Annotated in this window: 14 protein-coding genes; 8 read left to right on the top strand and 6 right to left on the bottom strand. The window is 30.4% G+C overall.

Annotated features, from left to right (window positions below; translation table 11 throughout):
• Complete coding sequence (gene thrC, locus BEE63_RS04395; protein WP_066020224.1) at positions 1–1,488, top strand: threonine synthase; 1,488 nt, start codon at positions 1–3, stop codon at positions 1,486–1,488.
• A gap of 919 nt (positions 1,489–2,407) precedes the next feature.
• Here thrC and BEE63_RS04390 read toward each other — a convergent pair.
• Both BEE63_RS04390 and BEE63_RS04385 read right to left on the bottom strand, forming a co-directional pair.
• Positions 2,408–3,598 carry a pyridoxal phosphate-dependent aminotransferase gene (locus BEE63_RS04390; protein ID WP_066020223.1) on the bottom strand — a complete coding sequence of 397 codons (1,191 nt, stop codon included), beginning with the start codon at positions 3,596–3,598 and terminating at the stop codon, positions 2,408–2,410.
• Positions 3,599–3,615: 17 nt separating this feature from the next.
• Positions 3,616–5,097 carry a nicotinate phosphoribosyltransferase gene (locus BEE63_RS04385; protein WP_066020222.1) on the bottom strand — a complete coding sequence of 494 codons (1,482 nt, stop codon included), beginning with the start codon at positions 5,095–5,097 and terminating at the stop codon, positions 3,616–3,618.
• Between the two features lie 540 nt (positions 5,098–5,637).
• On the opposite strand from BEE63_RS04385, the gene BEE63_RS04380 reads away from it, so the two are divergent.
• Together BEE63_RS04380 and BEE63_RS04375 are read left to right on the top strand one after the other, a co-directional pair.
• Positions 5,638–7,638, top strand: a complete 2,001-nt coding sequence (locus tag BEE63_RS04380) for an ATP-dependent helicase (protein WP_066020221.1) — start codon at positions 5,638–5,640, stop codon at positions 7,636–7,638.
• Positions 7,639–7,640: 2 nt separating this feature from the next.
• The gene (locus tag BEE63_RS04375) at positions 7,641–8,387 is read left to right on the top strand and encodes a 3'-5' exonuclease (protein ID WP_066020220.1); all 747 of its coding nucleotides are present in this window, start codon (positions 7,641–7,643) and stop codon (positions 8,385–8,387) included.
• Positions 8,388–8,500: 113 nt separating this feature from the next.
• Here the strand turns inward: BEE63_RS04375 and BEE63_RS22080 are convergent, their stop codons facing one another.
• From BEE63_RS22080 to BEE63_RS04365, 3 genes are all read right to left on the bottom strand, one after another.
• Positions 8,501–8,944, bottom strand: a complete 444-nt coding sequence (locus BEE63_RS22080) for a GGDEF domain-containing protein (protein ID WP_066020219.1) — start codon at positions 8,942–8,944, stop codon at positions 8,501–8,503.
• A gap of 29 nt (positions 8,945–8,973) precedes the next feature.
• Positions 8,974–9,150, bottom strand: coding sequence for a hypothetical protein (locus BEE63_RS22075; RefSeq protein WP_242874685.1), 177 nt, complete (start codon positions 9,148–9,150; stop codon positions 8,974–8,976).
• 171 nt (positions 9,151–9,321) lie between these two features.
• On the bottom strand, positions 9,322–9,783 hold the full coding sequence (locus tag BEE63_RS04365; RefSeq protein WP_066020218.1) for a GtrA family protein: 462 nt from the start codon (positions 9,781–9,783) through the stop codon (positions 9,322–9,324).
• A 350-nt stretch (positions 9,784–10,133) separates the two neighbouring features.
• On the opposite strand from BEE63_RS04365, the gene BEE63_RS04360 reads away from it, so the two are divergent.
• The 5 genes from BEE63_RS04360 (at position 10,134) to BEE63_RS04340 (ending at position 16,817) form a co-directional block, all read left to right on the top strand.
• Positions 10,134–12,230, top strand: coding sequence for a cell division protein FtsA (locus tag BEE63_RS04360; RefSeq protein ID WP_066020217.1), 2,097 nt, complete (start codon positions 10,134–10,136; stop codon positions 12,228–12,230).
• 30 nt (positions 12,231–12,260) lie between these two features.
• Positions 12,261–13,451, top strand: coding sequence for a M20 metallopeptidase family protein (locus BEE63_RS04355; RefSeq protein ID WP_066020216.1), 1,191 nt, complete (start codon positions 12,261–12,263; stop codon positions 13,449–13,451).
• A gap of 17 nt (positions 13,452–13,468) precedes the next feature.
• On the top strand, positions 13,469–14,425 hold the full coding sequence (locus tag BEE63_RS04350) for an RluA family pseudouridine synthase (RefSeq protein ID WP_066020215.1): 957 nt from the start codon (positions 13,469–13,471) through the stop codon (positions 14,423–14,425).
• Positions 14,426–14,437: 12 nt separating this feature from the next.
• Complete coding sequence (locus tag BEE63_RS04345) at positions 14,438–16,060, top strand: putative polysaccharide biosynthesis protein (protein WP_066020214.1); 1,623 nt, start codon at positions 14,438–14,440, stop codon at positions 16,058–16,060.
• A gap of 184 nt (positions 16,061–16,244) precedes the next feature.
• On the top strand, positions 16,245–16,817 hold the full coding sequence (locus BEE63_RS04340) for a TetR/AcrR family transcriptional regulator (protein WP_066020213.1): 573 nt from the start codon (positions 16,245–16,247) through the stop codon (positions 16,815–16,817).
• A 71-nt stretch (positions 16,818–16,888) separates the two neighbouring features.
• On the opposite strand, the gene spoVB is transcribed toward BEE63_RS04340, so the two are convergent.
• Positions 16,889–18,391: a stage V sporulation protein B gene (spoVB, locus tag BEE63_RS04335; protein WP_066020212.1), complete on the bottom strand. Its 1,503-nt coding sequence runs from the start codon at positions 18,389–18,391 to the stop codon at positions 16,889–16,891.
• Between the last annotated feature and the right edge of the window lie 74 nt (positions 18,392–18,465).

The following is an 18,465-nucleotide window of genomic DNA, read 5'->3' as shown; positions in this document are numbered from 1 at the left end:
ATGGAACATATATATTATAGGAGCACAAGAAATAATGATGTGAAAATTTTAGCATCACAAGCTATCTTAAAGGGTATATCAGAAGATGGCGGTTTGTACGTTCCGAGCAGAATCCCTAAGCTTAATTGTGAACTTAAAGATATAGTTAATTTAGATTATAAAGAATTAGCATACAATGTTATGAGTAGCTTTTTTACTGATTTTGCAGAAGAGGAATTAAAGTCATGCATTGACAGAGCTTATGACAGTAAATTTGATACAGAGGAAATAGTACCTTTAAAAAAAGCAGGAGATGCTTATTTTCTAGAATTATACCATGGACCTACTCTTGCATTTAAGGATATGGCACTCTCCATTTTACCGTATCTTTTAAAAACAGCAGCAAAGAAAAATGGAATTCAAGATAAAATAGTTATATTGACAGCTACATCAGGAGATACAGGCAAAGCAGCCTTAGCAGGATTTAAAGACGTTGATGGTACTGAAATAATAGTGTTTTTCCCAAATGATGGTGTAAGTGAAGTTCAGAGACTTCAAATGGTAACTCAAGCAGGTAAAAATACACATGTAGTTGGTATTGAAGGAAACTTTGATGATGCACAGAGTGGAGTTAAGAAGATTTTCACTGATAAAGAGTTTATTAAAGAGATTAAAGACGATGGTGCAGTTTTTTCATCTGCAAACTCAATTAATATAGGAAGATTAGTACCTCAAGTCGTATATTATTTTTATGCTTATGCAAAAATGTGTTCAAGAGGCGAAATTAAGTTCGGAGAAAAAATAAATTTCGTAGTTCCAACAGGTAACTTTGGAAACATATTAGCAGCTTATTTTGCAAAGAATATGGGACTACCTATAAATAAGCTCATATGCGCTTCTAATGATAATAAGGTATTGTATGATTTCTTTGAAAGTGGCAGCTATGATAAAAATAGAGAATTTGTAACAACAATTTCACCTTCTATGGATATTTTAATTTCAAGTAACCTTGAAAGATTAATTTATCTTGTGTGTGATAGGGATTCTGGCAAGGTATCAAACTTTATGAAAGAACTTAATACTAAGGGTAAATACAATATAACAGACAGCATGAAGGAAAAACTTAAAGAGTTTTATGGAGGCTATGCAACAGAAGCTAAAACTAAATCAGCTATAAATAAGATGTATAATGAAAATAAATATTTAATAGATACTCATACAGCTGTAGCCTACAGTGTTTATGAGGACTATGTAAGAAATACTTCAGATATTACAAAAACCGTTATAGCATCAACTGCAAGTCCATATAAGTTTACTAATGCTGTTATGACATCACTTGATGACAAATACAGTAAATATGATGATTTTGAACTCATGGAGAAAATGAGTGAGATTATGAAATCAGATATACCTGCAGGAGTAAAGGGACTCAATAAAAGAGAAATTCTTCATAAGAATGTATGCAAAAAAGGTGAAATGAAAGAAATGGTTAGAAAGTTCTTGAAGTAACAGTGCGAAGTAACAGTATTTTAGAACATTAAATAAAACTCATAAGACTAAGCTCCAAATAATGAAAATACTAAGAAATTTTAATAACTCGCTGAAAAGAAGCTCAGACAAATTAAAATTACTAAGTCTTTTCATTATTTGGAGCTTAGTCTTATTGAGCTTTATTTAAATCGTTCTCAAAATACCGTTACTTCACATAGGATAAGGGCAAGGAAGATTTTCTTCCGCTCTGCTGCGGAAAATCTGGGCTAAAAATTTATTCGTGGCTAGATGTTTAATAACTCGCTGAAAAGAAGCTCAGACAAATTAAAATTACTAGGTATTTTCATTATTTGGAGCAAAGTCTTATTGAGTTTTATTTAAAATGTTCTCAAAATACTGTTACTTCGCATGGAGGGTATAAAGGCAAGGAAGATTTTCTTCCACATTGATGTGGAAAATCTGAATTAAAAGTTTATATAGGGCTAAACTTTTAAAATAATTCGCATATGATAAGAGCTTTTATATTGTACGAGATTTGTTAAAAACCTATTACCTGCTGACGGACGAAGTGATGTCAGCCTCCCACAAACTAATAATACCTCAAAAGCATTATTTACGCCTAAAATTCCGTATGCACGGAGGAATTTTTTCCTTGCTTTACTCTTAAAGAAAAATAACAGTGATTTGGGAACGATTTAAAAAAATTCTAATAAATCTTGATAAAAAAATCATAAAATACGTAGAGTTTTGAATTTGTTTGAATGTAAGTGAGTTATTCAAAACTCTTAGTATTTTATGATTTTGAATTAATAAATTAAAAGTTGTTAGCTTTAAATATTAAGATAGCCTGTATTTTATAAAGAAGGATAATGGGTCCTTGACCCAAACCCCAGTTATGATAAGATTCATAGAATTTTTTTAATGTTCTAAATCACTGTTATTTTTCTTTGTATTCGTCAAGAGCTTTTTGTAGTATAACCATTGAGTTCTGTATATCCTCTATACTTGTACAATATGAAAATCTTGCTTCATTTTTTCCAAGACCAGGTGTTGCGTAGAAGCCTGAAGCTGGGGCAAACATTACAGTTTCATTTTTGTATGAAAAATCTGTAAGAAGCCACTTAGCAAATTTATCTGAATCATCAACAGGAAGTTTTGCAAGTATATAAAATGCACCTTCTGGTTTACTACAAACAATTCCAGGTATGCTTGTAAGACCATCATACATAATATCTCTTCTTCTTTTGTATTCCATTTTAACATCCGTTATGTAGCTTCCCATAGTATTTATGAGATTTGCTGCAGCATATTGTTCAATGGTTGATACACAAAGTCTTGCCTGACACAATTTTAGTATTTCGTGAATTAATTCTTTATTTTTCGAAGCTACAAGTCCAATTCTAGCACCACAGGCACTGTAATGTTTGGATATGCTATCAACAAGTATAACTCTATCTAAAATATCCGTTAAATGTATACTTGAGGTATATGGAACATTTCCAAATATAAATTGTCTGTAAACCTCATCAGATATTATAAATAAGTCATATTCCTTTGCAATTTCACCAAGCATCTTCATTTCTTCATATGAATAAACAGTTCCAGTAGGATTACATGGATTTGAAAGCAATATACACTTAGTTTTATCTGTTATTTTTGAAACAATTTCTTCTTTAGGTGGAAGATGAAAGTTATTTTCTATTTTTGTTTCAAAAGGTACTATTTTTGCATCTGAAATTTGTGCAAAACCATTGTAATTAGAATAAAAGGGTTCAGGTGTCAGTATTTCGTCACCAGCATCGCAGGTTGCCATTATAGCAAATTGTATAGCTTCGCTGCCACCATGAGTTATCATTATTTCATCTTTATCAAAGTATATATTGGAATCAGATAAAGATCTTATAAAACTATCTATTAAAGTATCTATTCCCTGTGAAGCGGAATATTTAACTATTGTTTCATTGTAATTAGTAACACCCTGAAAAAATGTATCTGGTGTTTTTACGTCAGGTTGACCTATATTTAAATGATAAACTTTTATACCATTTTTTTCTGCAGCATCTGCGTAGGGACCTAATTTTCTAATTGGTGAAAAATCCATATTACATATTCTTTTTGAAAATTTCAATTTAACATCCCCCTTATCTAGCTATTAAATTCATTTGAAAATTTTTCTAGTAAATTATATTTTACGTTCCAGAGTTTTTTGGAAAGGTCGACATAATAAGTATGTGGATTTTCAAGTCTTAAGACTTCTGGCCAAAGCTTTTCTGTTTCTTCTTTAGCTATATCCCTTATTTTTAAAACTTCAGGATTTTCATATGTGAGTTTTCCTTTTTTAAATATTTGAACTCTTAGATTTTTCACGTAATAGTTAGTGAGTCTCTTCTTTTTCCAGGTATAAACAGGATTAAATATTTCAAGAGGTTTAGACTCATCAATAACCTCATCATTTAAGGTAATTAAATCTGCCAGAGCTTTATCTGTGTCTTTATCAAATATTCTATAGATTTTTTTAAAACCTGGATTTGTTATCTTTTCTTCATTTTCACTTATTTTAATTTTAGGTACTATAGTGCCGTCATCATTTTCAACAGCACAAAGCTTAAATACACCGCCAAATACGGGCTCTGAGCTTGCAGTTATTAATCTTTCACCAACACCGAAACTGTCAATGTTAGCACCTTGAAGAAGAACATCAGTTATTATATGCTCATCAAGAGAGTTTGAAATTACAATTTTAGCATCAGCATATCCTGCATCATCTAAGATTTTTCTGCATTTTTTTGTAAGGTAAGTGATATCACCACTATCAATCCTTATTCCGGCAGGTCGTATACCTTGAGGTTTTAAAACTTCATCAAAAACTTTTATGGCATTTGGAAGACCGGATTTTAAAACATTATAAGTATCTATTAAAAGAACACAATTATCGGGATATACTTCAGCCCAGGCTTTAAAAGCCTCATATTCATTATCAAATAATTGAATCCAGCTGTGAGCCATGGTTCCAACGGCATTTACACCGAACATTTCTTCCGATATAGTACATGCTGTTGAGCTGCATCCTCCGATTACAGCCGCTCTTGCACCATAAATTGCACCATCGTATCCTTGAGCCCTTCTAGAACCGAATTCCATAACAGGTCTTTTGCCAGCAGCTCTACAAATTCTATTTGATTTAGTTGCAATTAGTGTTTGATGGTTTATTGTTAAAAGTATCATAGTCTCAACAAATTGTGCCTGAATTGCAGGACCTCTTACTGTAACTAAAGGCTCATTTGGAAATACAGGATTTCCCTCAGGAACGGCCCATACATCGCATTCAAATTTGAAATTTGAAAGGTAATTAAGAAATTCTTCAGAAAATTGATGTTTACTTCTTAAATACTCTATATCATCTTTTGTGAATCTTAAATTTGAAAGGTATTCAGTGAGTTGTTGAACTCCTGCCATTATGCAGTAGCCGCCGTTATCAGGTACTCTTCTGAAGAACATATCAAAATAAGCTATTTTATTTCCAACTTTTTGATTTAAGTATCCATTTCCCATCGTCAGCTCATAAAAATCTACAAGCATGGTTAGATTTCTTTCATTTTTAATATCAAAATTTTTTTTGAATTCCATAAATATTTCCCCTATCATTATATGCTGTATTTTATGTGCTTATCTTTAAAGCTTTTATAAAATTATATATACTTAATGTATAATTTCACATTATAATTTATTCTAATACCATATTTAAATTATTACAATAGCTTTTGAATAGGTAATAGCATACCACTGCAAAAGTATTTTTATGCTGCACTGGTATAACTAATGCAAATGTGAGTATAATTTATAGGGAACCCAAAGCCAAACTTAATTTATGCATGTACCAAAATGCTAGCATCAAAGCATTATGGTACTTGCATAAATTATTAGTTGAGCGGGCTTCCCTAGTGGGAACCAAAGGCAAACTTGAAATCATATAAGAATGAAAAATGCTAGCATCAAAGCATTATGGTACATGTACAAATTGTTAGTTGAGGTTTATTCATCATCTAATAAGACGAAAAAGGTTGTAATCAGCTAAAGCTGAAGTGTGGTGCGTTTATACTAACCTATTAACGAGCGGAGCAAAGTTAATACATAGGGAACTAAGGTTATGAAGGAGAATTTTATACAATGGAATATAGATTGGATGACTATCAAGAAAAGGCAGTAACGACTGAGGCTAAAAATGCCATTGTTATTGCTGCGCCAGGAAGCGGTAAAACGAGTGTAATAATAAATAGAGTGGCATATTTAATCAATGAGAGAAAAGTTTCAACTGATAATATTATAGTAATAACTTTTACAAAAGCAGCTGCTGTTAATATGAAAAAAAGGTACATAAGCTATTTTAAGAATAAGCGAACTCCTTTTTTTGGAACATTTCATAGCTTATTTTATAAGATACTATCAAGATATAGGGGAAATATAAATATAATACAGGAAGTTCAAAAATACAATATAATCAAAGCTGTACTCATAAAATACATGGATGAAATAAATGATGATAAAGTTAGAGAAGTAATAAATGATATATCAAGTTTTAAAAATGGTAGTACATCAAGAGAGGAATTTAAAGCTAAAATAGACAGTAAGATATTTTTCGAATGCTTTGATAAATATGAGGAATACAAACTTCAGAATTCACTCATGGATTTTGATGACCTTCAATTGCAGGCTGTGGAGCTGTTCCAAAATAATTCAAGGCTCCTTGATGGCTACAGGAAATTATTTAAATATGTTCTTGTAGATGAATTTCAGGACTCTGATTCACTTCAAATACGTCTCTTAAAAATGTTTAGTGAAGAAAGCAGTATATATGCGGTTGGTGATGAGGATCAGTGCATATATTCGTTTAGAGGTTCAAGACCTGATTGTATGGTAGATTTTGATAAAATATTTCACAGTGGCAAAAAGTTTTTCTTAAATACTAACTATAGAAGCACAAATAATATAGTTAAAATTTCTAAGTATCTAATAGAAAATAATAAAAAAAGAAATCTAAAAAATATAACTGCGTATAATCACGGTGATGGAAATATATCTATAATAAATAGTCAAAATGAAAATGTTCAAGCTGATAAAATAACAATGGAAATACAAAAATTAAGGGAAGTATCAGGTTATAAATATTCAGACAATGCTATTTTATATAGAACTAATGTGGAAAGCAGAAGTTTAATTGATAGTTTCATAAGAAAGAGCATTCCCTTTAAATTTCTAGATAGAGAATACAATTTTTTTGAACATTTCATATGTAAGGATATTGCAGCTTATTTGAGATTGAGTGTAGATGGTTTTGATAGACAAAGTTTTCTTAGAATAATAAATAGACCCTTTAGATACATAAGCAAAATAAATCTTCAGAAGGTAAAAAATTATAGATATAAGGAAAATGTTTTTGACATACTTAAAAATATAGAGGACCTTCCGATATTTCAAATTAAGGACATTGAAAAACTTCAAAAGAAAGTAGAATCATTAAACAAAATGTCATTATTAAGTGCTGTACAGCTTGTAATTTCTGATTTGGGATATGGAGAGTACATTCAAGATTATTGCAAGAAGAGAAGTATGGATGTAGAAGAAATGATGGACATAATACAGGAATTTAAAAGCTCATGTGATGGCTACAACAGCATAATGATGTTCCTTGCACATATAGAAGAGGTCAAGGAAAAAATAAAAGAAAATAAATTTGATAATAATAGGGACACGGTACTGCTGAGCACTATTCACGGTGTAAAGGGAATGGAGTTTAAAAATGTTTTTATAATAAACTGTGACGAGGAAAATATACCGCACAAAAACAGCATTCCAGATAACATAGAAGAGGAGAGAAGACTTTTTTATGTTGGAATTACCCGGGCAATAGAAAATTTATGGATTTCCATTACAAATGAACTTAAAGGCTGTGTACGTAAACCTTCGAGATTTATAAAGGAATGCAATCTTAAATTAAATGATTTTGAAGGAAAATATAAAAAAGGGGATAAGGTTGAGCATGTTTCCTTTGGCGTAGGGGAAATTTTAAGCATTGATGATGATGTGACTGAAATAAAGTTTAAGGATGATGTTAGGAAGTTTGATACCAGCGTGCTTTTGAATTGTAAGCTTATGAAAAGGTGGGAGTAACTATGAATTATATAATATACGATTTAGAATTTAATCAAAAGTATTTAGATTCTACCGACACTGAATCCAATAATGCTTTAAGTTTGCCTTTTGAAATTATTCAAATTGGAGCATTAAAGCTTAACGAAAGCTTTGAAACAGTTTCTAAATTTAATGCTCTCATTAAACCTACTGTTTATCCTAGCATTCATCCTTATGTAGAAAGCTTAACAAAAATAACTAATGACAAAGTTAGTTCCTGCAAAAGCTTTGTGCCTGTTTATGAAGATTTTTTGCAATTTATTGATAAAGATGAAGCAATATTATGTGTTTGGGGAACAGGTGATATTAAAGAACTTCTAAGAAATATAAAATTTTATAATTTATCAATTTCACCAATTCCTAAACTCTGCATTGATGTTCAAAAGTATGCTTCAAAATATTTTAATACACCTAATAAATCTAGAATTGGTTTAAAAAACGCCGTAGAGCTTTTAAATATGCCTGATAATGGTGAATTTCATAATGCTTTTAATGATGCTTATTATACCGCAGAAGTTTTCAAGCATATTTATGATGATACTATAAAACCTAGTATCTACGAACTTAATTTTAACAAAAGAGTTACAAAGCCTAAAGGAAAAATTGATACAGCTGCCTTAATAAATCAGTTTGAAAAAATGTATGATAGAGAAATGTCAGAAGAAGAGAAATCCATAATAAAGCTTGCTTATATAATGGGAAAAACTGGACAGTTTATGGACAAATAAAATGAACTAGATGAATTAAGTAGGTTAGTTCATTTGTACTTATATATGGTTTTGTAAACATGAATAGTTCATTATATTGTGACAAAAATATTATATGATATTTATAAGGTGATTTACCCTTTAATATCTAGAGGTGCTATTATAACTTTGTTTCTACCTTGTTCCTTAGCTCGATAGATAGCAGCATCTGCAGCTTTATATGAATCATTAAAAGAGTTTGAAAAATTATCTTTTAATATAGATATTCCAAAACTTGCAGTTATCTGTATTTGAAATTTTTCAGTTATTATAACTTTATTTTGAACGGTTAACCTAATATTGTCAGCTAACTCATAAGCTTCATCAATTGAAGTTTCAAAAAGAAATATAAGAAACTCTTCACCTCCCCAGCGAGTAGCTAAATCATTAGCTTTTATATGATTCATTAAAATATGACTTAATTCCTTAAGCACAATGTCTCCTACTGGATGACCTAATTTATTGTTTACATATTTAAAATGATCAATATCTACTAGAATAAGTGCTGACTTATTTTTGTTCTCAGCAATAATCTTCATTTTTTTGCAACGCGAGTTCCAAAACTCCTTCAATTTAAAAGCCTTGTTGAAGGATCATGATTTGACATATAGTCTAATTTTAAGTTGGTTTTTTCTAAAATTAGATTTTTAGCTATTGCATCATAATGATAATTATAAATTACTGTTGAAAGTAAAATTGCTGTTAAAAAGAAAATTAATCCGTTTATACCATTAGAAATCAGCAAATAAACATTATGTTGTACTATTAGTTCACCTAAATAAATTAAAAATGGAAACAGATATACAGCTAAATTTAATGGGAAACTTAGTAATATAACACCGCTTTAGTTTTATTCTTCCTAGTTTTAATAAAATTCATGCATATTATTAATAAGAATGATAATATTTGTGCTTAATTAAGCTATTTTGTTTCTAAAAAACTTTGATTTATCTGCTTTACCAAAAACCAAAAACCTATAACCTAGGAAGTTAACTACTTGCGCTAATACCATGGAGAGTATTTTAGCTAAAAATGAATTTATAGATTTATTACCCATTAATACACTGAGGACTATTAAACTTACTCCTAAAGAAGCGGAATTAACAACAATAAATTGTACTATTTCACTTGTCGTTTTTTTCTTTTGCCTGGTGTCAGTGAAAGTCCAAAATTTGTTACATAGATAGCTGTTTAAAGTTCCACCCCCATATGATACTACTTGACTTGTAACATAATTTACTCCTAATAAACTATTTAAAACCGAAAATAATATAAAATCTATTAAAGTATTCAAGCATCCAACACAGCTGAATTTTGTGAGATGTTTAGTTTTCTTACTATTTATAAGGGAAGCACAAAAATTTTTTATATTAGTCATAGCAATCACCCCTTCAAATTATTTACTATATATAAATCAATTTTTTATTGTAAGTAAATCATAACAATAAAATGAGGGATAAATAACATATAAGTATGTTAAATTTATGTGATTTGTAAGCTAAATGTTAAAACATTAATGATATAAATTTTTGTAAACATATTTAAATTAGAAACTTTATTGAATAATTTTGGTCAGTATTATATAATTTTAGTAGATGAATGTGGAATATAAGTTAAAAGTGTCAGGTTTTGATTGGTTTTTTTTCGTTTTAGAAGAAAGACCTTATATTTTACTTGGATTTTTAACTTAAAAGGGTTAATTAAAATTTTGAATAAGAGGTAGGATTAATGTCAATAAATATTAATTTAGATGATTTAATATTTTCACTTGATATAGGAACTAGAACAGTTATAGGAACTGTTGGTTCTATAAAAGATAAAAAGTTTAATGTCATTTCAGAAAAGTATACTGAACATGAAGAAAGAGCCATGGTTGATGGTCAGATTCATGATATAAATCTTGTTGCACGAGCAGTAAATAAAGTGAAAAATGAGCTTGAAGAGGAACTTGGCTTTAAGTTAAAAGATGTAGCAATAGCAGCAGCAGGTAGATTTTTACGAACAGCTTCTGTAAAATCAGAAACAAGTATAGATGAAGATAAGGAAATTGATAAGGATATTATAAGAAGTCTAGAACTAACGGCAGTAAGAAAAGCTCAAGATGAAGTAAATAAGGATACTGAGGGTAAGTTATACTGTGTTGGTTATAGTGTTAAAAACTATTTCCTAAATGGATATGCTATATCAAATTTGCTTTCGCATAAAGGAGAATCAATAGCTGCAGAGGTAATAGCTACATTTCTGCCAAGATCTATAGTTGAAAGTCTTTATTCTGTTATGGCTAAGGTCAATTTAAATGTAAAAAGTCTTACACTTGAGCCTATAGCAGCAATGGAAGCAGCAGTACCAAAGAATTTAAGGCTTCTTAACATAGCACTTGTAGATGTTGGAGCAGGAACTTCTGATATAGCTATAAGTTCTAAGGATACTATAAGTGCTTATGGCATGGTTCCGTTTGCAGGGGATGAAATAACAGAAGTAATAGCTCAAAATTATCTTGTGGATTTTAACACGGCAGAAGGTATAAAGAGAAACTGTACGGCTAAAGATGAAATTACGTATACAGATGTTCTTGGAATGGAAAATACAATAAAATGTGAAGAAATAATAAAGCTTATAAAACCGACTGCTCAAAAATTAGCAGAAGAGGTAGCAAGTAAGATAGTAGAATTAAATGGAGACAAAGCACCTAATGCAGTATTTCTGGTAGGTGGGGGAGCACATACGCCTATGCTTAAAGAGCTTTTGGCAGAAAAGCTAAATATGCCTCCTCAGAGATTAGCCATAAAGGGCCGTGAATCTGTAGTTGATTGTGTATGCAAGGATAACTCTCTTGGAAGCACAGGAGTTACAGTACTTGGTATAGCGCTTGTAGCTATAAGGAGATTTGGAAATGATTTTATAGATGTTATTTTAAATGATAATATAATAAGTATTTTTAATGCAAGTGTTCATACAGTAAAAGACGTAGTAGTTCAAGCGGGAGTAAATCCAAAACTTCTTATAGGAAGAAATGGTAAGAATGTTAGATTTACTTTAAATGGAGTTAAGAGAGTTGCATTTGGAACTGTTGCTAAAAATGCTGAAATTAGGATAAATGGGTTTATAGCCAATATAGATGCTGAAGTAAAAGAAAGCGATAAGATAGAGATAAAATACGCTGAGAATGGTGTAGATGCAGCACCACTAATAAAGGATTACGTTAAAAACTTATTTAGTTTAGGATTCTTTATTGATGATGAAGTTGTGAACTTAGATCCTATATTTATAATAAATGGTAACAAGGTAAGTATAGATACAGAAATTTCAGAAGGTGATGAGGTTGAAACAGTTTATCCTTCTACAATATTAGATTATATAAAATATGTTGATAATGACCTTAATAAAAATTATTATATTAATGGCAGGCAGCTTAACGAAAATTATAACATAAAAGAGGGAGACAAAATATATACTAAATTGAAAGAGATTTCTGATGAGACTTCTGATGATAGTAATAGTGAAAAGGATGAAGAAATTCATGAAAATGAAGAAGTACATGAGACAGAAGAAACAGAAGAACTTGTTAAAGATATGGAGAATTCAAACAAGGAAATTGAAATTCCAGAAAAAGTAGAAAATGAAAATAGCATTGTGGTAGTTGTAAATGATAATCCAATAAAGATGACTGGAAAAGACAAGTTTAAATTTGTGGATATATTTGATTATTTCCCATTTGATTTAACCAGTGTAAAAGGCAATCTTGTGCTAAAGTTAAATGGAGGAAAGGTTGAATTTTTCGATGAGTTACATGATAAAGATGTAATTGAAGTCAGATGGGAATAATAGTATAACCATGTGAGAAAGGAAAATGAAATGAATTATATAGAGGAAGCTAAAAAAATATATGATGAATTAGTTGAGAGAAGAAGAGATTTTCATGAGCATCCTGAACTGGGATTTGAACTTCAAAGGACCAGTGGTAAGGTAAAAGAGTTTTTGAAAAGTGAAGGAATAGAATATTATGAAACTGCAAAAACTGGTATATGTGCTATTATAAGAGGAAAGAACACAGGAAAAACTGTTGGGTTAAGAGCAGATATGGATGCACTTCCACTTATGGAAAACAGTGAAAACAGATCATATTGTTCAAAAAATGCAGGTAAAATGCATGCATGTGGACATGATGCACATACCACAATTTTAATGGGAACTGCTAAAATCTTAAATAGTATGAAGGATGAACTTTGGGGTAATGTGAAGCTTTTTTTTGAGCCAGCAGAAGAAACTACAGGTGGAGCTCCTGTCATGATTTCAGAAGGTGTTCTTGAAAATCCTCATGTTGATGCTATCATAGGTCTTCATGTTTCAGAAGATATAGAGTGTGGGAAAATTGGAATAAAAAAAGGTGTAGTAAATGCAGCATCCAATCCTTTTCAAATAAAAATAAAAGGTAAGGGTACTCATGGTGCACATCCTAATGCAGGTGTTGATCCTATTGTTGCAGCTTGCAATATAGTAAATATGCTTCAAACTCTTGTAAGTCGTGAAATTTCACCTGTAAATCCTTCTGTTTTAACTATAGGTTATATTCATGGAGGTACTACTGCAGAAAATGTAATACCTGAGGAAGCTAAAATAGGCGGAATAATAAGGACTATGAAAAAAGAAGACAGGGAATTTGCAAAGAAGAGATTAAAGGAAATAGTAAATGGAGCTGCAAATGCTATGAGAGCAAAAGCTGAGATAAATATAGATGAGAGTTATCCATGTCTTTATAATGATGATACTATGTTTAATATGTTTAAAGGATTTGCTTCAAAGGTGTTAGGAGAAGAAAATGTAGTGCTTTTAGATGATCCTAGTATGGGTGTTGAAAGTTTTGCGTATTTTTCTATGGAAAGACCATCAGTTTTTTATTATCTTGGTTCAAGAAATGAAGATAAGGGAATAGTAAATCCAGCACATGGAAGCCTGTTTGATATAGATGAAGAATGTCTTCCTATAGGTGTGGCACTTCAGTGTAAAGCTGCAGCGGAAACTTTGAGAAAATTAGCAGATAAATAAATTCACAGGAGGAAATAATGAAGATAGTTATAGGACCAAATGAAGCAGGACAGAGAGTTGATAAATTCATACGAAAATGGCTTAAGGATGTTCCACTAAGTGCTATATATAAAGCATTCAGAAAAGGTGACGTCAGGATTAATGATTCAAAATGCAAAAAGGAAAATTACAGCCTTGAAGAAGGAGATATACTTGAAATAAAGTACATAAAATCAGAGAATAAAAAGAAAAAATTTGTGAGAATTGAAAACAACTTCAAAGTTGTATACGAGGATGAAAATATGCTGCTTGTTGAAAAGTGGCCTGGAGTTTTAGTACATTCAGATAAAGAAAAAAATTCTCCAACCCTTACAGACTATGTTTTATCGTATTTATATGACAAGGGGGATTATGCTCCTGAGAATGAAGTTACTTTTACACCATCACCATGTAATAGACTTGATAGAAATACTTCTGGTATAGTAATATATGGTAAAAATTTTGAAGCTTTAAAAGATTTAAATGAGATGATAAGGGAAAGAAGAATAAATAAATTTTATCTTGCAATTGTAAAAGGTAAGATAAAGGATGGAATTTATGAGGCTTATATAAAAAAGAATACAACATCTAACAAATCAAAAATATTTGATAAATTTGTAGAGGGAAGTAAGAAAGTTTCTATGTCAGTTAAACTAATAGAAACCTGTGGAAGTTTTTCATTTATAGAAATTGAACTTTTAACAGGCAGAAGTCATCAATTGAGGTCACATTTAAGTCATTTAGGTAATCCAATTTTAGGTGATCCTAAGTATGGTAATAAGGATGTTAACAATTATTTTGAAAATAAGTTTGGTTTAAATTATCAATTTTTGTATGCATACAAACTTATATTTAGAAATTGTCCTGAAAAGTTAAACTACATGGAAAATAAAACTATAGCAGAAGCTCTTCCACCTATATTTAAAAAAGTAAAAAAGGATGTATTTAAATTTTAAGGAGTAAGTCTTATGAAGAAACAATCTACCTCTAAAGGGTTCGCAGTACTTTCCATGGGAACTATTGTAAGTAAATTATTATCGTTACTCTATGTTCCACTTTTAACTAAAATACTTGGTGGTTCCACATCTGTTGGGATATATAGTGTTTCGTATCAAATTTATGCATTTGTATATGTGCTTACAAATGCAGGTGTGCCGGTAGCTATTTCTAAATTGGTTTCAGAATTTGTAGCTACAAAAAACTACAAGGATGCCAATAAAAGTTTCAAAATGTGCAGAGCTATTCTTATAACTTTGGGACTTGTAATGGGACTAATCATGTTTGTATTTGCAAAATATATTGCAGTAGCAATGAAATTTCCACAGGCAAAGCTTTCGGTTATGGCTTTGAGTCCTGCAATTTTGTTTACGTCAATATCGTCTACATATAGAGGCTACTTTCAGGGAAATGGCAATATGGTACCTACAGCTGTTTCTCAGGTATTGGAGCAGTTTTTTAATACTATATTTTCTTTAGCATTTGCAGCACTGCTTCTTAAAAATGGTGTTGAACAGGCTTGTGCAGGTGCTACTGTTGGTACAACATTAGGTGCTTTTGTCTCGGCTTTATATTTAATAATAACTTATGGGATGGATAGAAGAAATGGTATAGGCAGAACAAATCCAGAAGGAGTTAGAAGAAGATCAAGCAGGGCAATATTAAATAGAATTGCTAATTATGCGTTCCCAATAACAGTTTGCATTGGCATGCAGAATTTAGGAAACCTATTGGATACTACAAACACTAAAGCGAGACTTCTTATAGCAGGAATTCAAGACTATAAGGCTACAGGTCTTGTTGGAAGTTTGGCACAGTATCAGACACTTATAAATGTGCCCATAGCAGTTTTAAGTGCACTTGCGGTAGCAATTTTACCAGCAATTTCAGCGGCAGTGGCGGTTAGAGACAGAAAAAAAGTAGCAGGTAAAATAAATTATGCTTTTAGGCTATGTTTTGTTATAGCGATTCCTTCAGCAGTAGGTCTATCTATTTTAAGTAAACCAATTTATAAGTTTATCTATTCAAATTCATTGTCAGGATATAAGATTATGCTCATGGGCGCGGAGGTTTTAATATTTATGTGTTTACTTCAGGTTCAGACAAGCATACTGCAGGGAGCAGGTAAATTATATTCCGTTACACTGTACTCTATAATAGGTATAGTGGTTAAAATATCAACTAATTATATTTTAGTTGCAAATTCAAAGATAAATATATATGGTACTATAATTGGAAGTATCTTAGGTTTTAGTACGACTATACTGCTAAATTATTTACTTATGAAAAAATCTATGCATCATGTAAAATTTCATATGTTCAGATTTATTAAAAAGCCTCTTTTTGCATCTATTTTCATGGGAGGGGCCGCTTATGGTGTATATTATATTTTGAATTTTTCTATAGGATATGTACTTAAAGTTCAATATCTTGTTAATTTAATAGCGCTAATGGTTGCAATGTTAGCTGCGGTTGTAGTATATGGCATTGTCTTAGTATTTATAGGAGGCATAAGGAAGAGAGATATGGAATCTATGCCAAGTAAATTAAAAAGACATATACCGAATAGAATAATGAATATGATGAGGGAATAAAGTCAAAATATTGACTCAGACATGAAATTAATATTAAAGAATTTCTATGCTTGAGTTAATATTATTTTTTGTCATTTCTAGATTAGTGCTATAAGTAATAATAAAATATTGTTTATTAATCATAAATGTTATACTATATGCTTATGCTGACTAGTCATTATAAACAACATAAATGGGGGGAATTATGAACAAAACTAAAGAGGATATATTTGGCGCTGCCATTAAAGTTTTTTCTTGTAACGGTTACGATAGAGCAACTATGGATGATATAGCATCTAATGCTGGAGTTTCTAAGGGAACACTTTATTATTATTTTAAAAGTAAGGAAGAGATATTTAAATACGCTATATCAGAGAGCATAAAGTTTATAAGAAAAAATATAAAAAAAACAATCAATGGAGACGAAAAATCTTTAGATAAATTAATGTCTTTATGTAAAAATCAAGTAGTTATGTTATGTGAGAATAAAAATTTCTTTAATGTAATTATGAGTCAAGTGTGGGGACATGAACGCAGGCAGGAAGAACTCAGGCAAGTGATAGAAAGTTATATAATTGAAATACAAAAAAGTTTAAAAGAAGCTATGGATGAGGGAATTATAAAGAAAGGTGAAACTAAGTTTTTAGCATACACTTTTTTGGGCATTTTGTGTTCTGAAGCAGTATATGAACTTGTGAATGGTAATGAAAATAATGACATTGATATTATTGTAGAAAGTATAACTAAATATGTTTTACGAGGAATAATAAATATATAGTTTTAATTTTTAAGAGAGGCGGAGAAAAAATAGTCTTTCATTTAAGCTAGGTAAAGCAATATTATTTTGCATTATTTTAATTTATTTTTGATTTTTGCAATAAGGAAAGTGAATAAAGAAAAACCAACTAACATTATAATGGATGCTTTTACTAATACTAATCTGTTTGGAATGATATTATTTAATATACTGAGCACAAGATATATAAGTACGCACATCAAAAAATCTATAAATATATCTATAAAATAAAAGTGTATATAGAAATCTTTTCTAATGTCTTTCATATTGAGGTAATATCCAGTAACTCCTGTTACAAAAAGGGTTATTGCATATCCATAAATATTTATTGCACGTATTCCAGTTAAGGCATAAAGTAAAACAAGTTCTTCTACAGACACTATAAGAGAATTTATAAGCAATTTATTTTGTTTGCCAAGACCGCTTAAAATGGCAAAAGTTGAAGCTGAAGCATAGGAAATTGGCATAGATATAGCTGAGGCTGCTATGTAATAACCTAAATCATTTCTATCAAAAAATACTTTTCCAAGCAGATTAGGTATACTTAAGCATACAAGTAAGGTAATTGTGCCGAGAAAAAATGATATTTTTAAAACTTCACCAATTCTTTTTTCTATGCTGTAGTAATCTCTTATGTTCAAATTTTGAGAAATTTCAGGAACTAGAACTGTTGCCATAGAATAAATAATTACAATTGGAAAATATGTTATATTTAATGCCATTCCAGAAAATTTACCTATTATGGACAATGCCTCGCTGTGCAAAAAACCAGCGTGTACAAGTCTTACTGGAAGTATGAGTGTTGAAGCAGCAGCAAGTAATGATGATACAAATCCGTTTACGCAAAGTGGTAATGAAACTGAAAATACATCAAAAATAATTTGACCTTTACTTTCAATAATTGAACTAGAGAGTCCAAATTTTTTTTTGTATAATAAAAATACTAAATAAAGGGCAACTAAACTTATAAATTCTCCAAAACTTAGAACAGCATAAACAGCTGTAACTGTACTTGAAATTGTTTTAAGCATTAGTATAGTTATTACGGCAAGGACAATGCCAACTCTAGCGGCCTTTTCAAGTATGTCTATGTATGCTGGTATTTTTGCTTTTGAAATACCATAAAAATATCCTTTAAGAATAGATGATAATGTTATGAAAATTAATGCCGGGCAAACAACTTCAAGTGAATATAGAGCACGCATGTCTTTTATAAAAGATCTTGCTATAAAGTTTGAACTAAAAAACATAACAAGACTTATAAATAATGACCAAATAAAGCTGAATAGAGAACAAATTTTAACAAGTGAATTCATATTAGAATAATCACTTTTACTTGATAGCATGGCTACTTTTCTTGATACAGCTATATTAAGACCGCCGCATACTATACAGCAAAATAAGTCATAAACAGGCATGATTAATTGGTATAATCCAACACCTTCTGCACCCAGCTTTTCTGACAAAATTACTGAAAATATAAATTTTAATATTCCTGTTGCAAAATTTGATATGGTTAATACTATTGTATCCTTATAAAAACTATCTAATTTCATACTTCTCTCCGCAAAATTATTATTACAGATAATACTTATGTATACCTTTATAAAATATATACCAAAAATCTAAT

The sequence above is a fragment of the Clostridium pasteurianum genome, assembly GCF_001705235.1.
Taxonomy (GTDB): Bacteria; Bacillota; Clostridia; order Clostridiales; family Clostridiaceae; genus Clostridium_S; species Clostridium_S pasteurianum_A.
This window is presented reverse-complemented; position numbering and strand designations above follow the sequence as displayed.

Excerpts from the sequence above, each read along its gene's own strand:
- thrC (WP_066020224.1), top strand. The coding sequence starts at position 1 with ATGGAACATATATATTATAGGAGCACAAGAAATAATGATGTGAAAATT.
- BEE63_RS04385 (WP_066020222.1), bottom strand. The coding sequence starts at position 5,097 with ATGGAATTCAAAAAAAATTTTGATATTAAAAATGAAAGAAATCTAACC.
- BEE63_RS04380 (WP_066020221.1), top strand. The coding sequence starts at position 5,638 with ATGGAATATAGATTGGATGACTATCAAGAAAAGGCAGTAACGACTGAG.
- BEE63_RS04375 (WP_066020220.1), top strand. The coding sequence starts at position 7,641 with ATGAATTATATAATATACGATTTAGAATTTAATCAAAAGTATTTAGAT.
- BEE63_RS22080 (WP_066020219.1), bottom strand. The coding sequence starts at position 8,944 with ATGAAGATTATTGCTGAGAACAAAAATAAGTCAGCACTTATTCTAGTA.
- BEE63_RS04365 (WP_066020218.1), bottom strand. The coding sequence starts at position 9,783 with ATGACTAATATAAAAAATTTTTGTGCTTCCCTTATAAATAGTAAGAAA.
- BEE63_RS04360 (WP_066020217.1), top strand. The coding sequence starts at position 10,134 with ATGTCAATAAATATTAATTTAGATGATTTAATATTTTCACTTGATATA.
- BEE63_RS04355 (WP_066020216.1), top strand. The coding sequence starts at position 12,261 with ATGAATTATATAGAGGAAGCTAAAAAAATATATGATGAATTAGTTGAG.
- BEE63_RS04350 (WP_066020215.1), top strand. The coding sequence starts at position 13,469 with ATGAAGATAGTTATAGGACCAAATGAAGCAGGACAGAGAGTTGATAAA.
- BEE63_RS04345 (WP_066020214.1), top strand. The coding sequence starts at position 14,438 with ATGAAGAAACAATCTACCTCTAAAGGGTTCGCAGTACTTTCCATGGGA.
- BEE63_RS04340 (WP_066020213.1), top strand. The coding sequence starts at position 16,245 with ATGAACAAAACTAAAGAGGATATATTTGGCGCTGCCATTAAAGTTTTT.
- spoVB (WP_066020212.1), bottom strand. The coding sequence starts at position 18,391 with ATGAAATTAGATAGTTTTTATAAGGATACAATAGTATTAACCATATCA.